At 46.4% G+C, this 586-nt stretch carries 1 protein-coding gene; it reads right to left on the reverse strand.

The window, feature by feature from the left end:
- A partial coding sequence (locus AB4512_RS23670) for a TonB-dependent receptor domain-containing protein (RefSeq protein ID WP_372175957.1) occupies positions 1–586 on the reverse strand: 586 nt, incomplete at both ends.

Below are 586 nucleotides of genomic sequence, written 5' to 3' on the forward strand. Positions count from 1 at the left end.
GAATGGCGTAATCCGCCGCAAGTAAGCTTGTCAGTTCGTAATCAAAACCTGCTTCGTAGTTATTACCTGTCATCGCCTTAGTATCAGACTGGTCAACGTCGGATGCCGCTTTCATCGTTAGCGTTTCTGGCAGTGATGCACCTTTAAACAAACGACCGTAACCAAGACGAAGTTTTAGATTGTCCGTGGTTTGGTATTCCCCTTTGAACTTTGGAGACAGCTGGTCGAAATCCCCCGTGTATACACCACCCAGCTTATGAACGTCGTAACGCAGACCTGTGGTTAAGCGGAAATCGCTGAATTCATACATATCTTGCACGTAAAGGCCGTACGCTGTAATCGTGCCGCCATCCATACCGTACTTCTTGGTTTCACCTTGCTTTGAACCGCTTTGGTAAACGCCATCGCCAGCATCAATCCATTGTTCAGCTTTGTAACCATCAAGACCGTAAGTAAGCTCATGCTCACCAACCCAAGAAATGTTACGAATGTCACCACCGATGGTTGTCACGTTGTATTCACGATCTGGAATAGATAAGTCACCGTCTTTAGTGAACTCCCAAGAGCCATTAACTTGGTTCCAATC

The organism is Vibrio sp. 10N.222.52.B7 (assembly GCF_041474275.1).
In the GTDB taxonomy this organism is placed as follows: Bacteria; Pseudomonadota; Gammaproteobacteria; order Enterobacterales; family Vibrionaceae; genus Vibrio; species Vibrio crassostreae_C.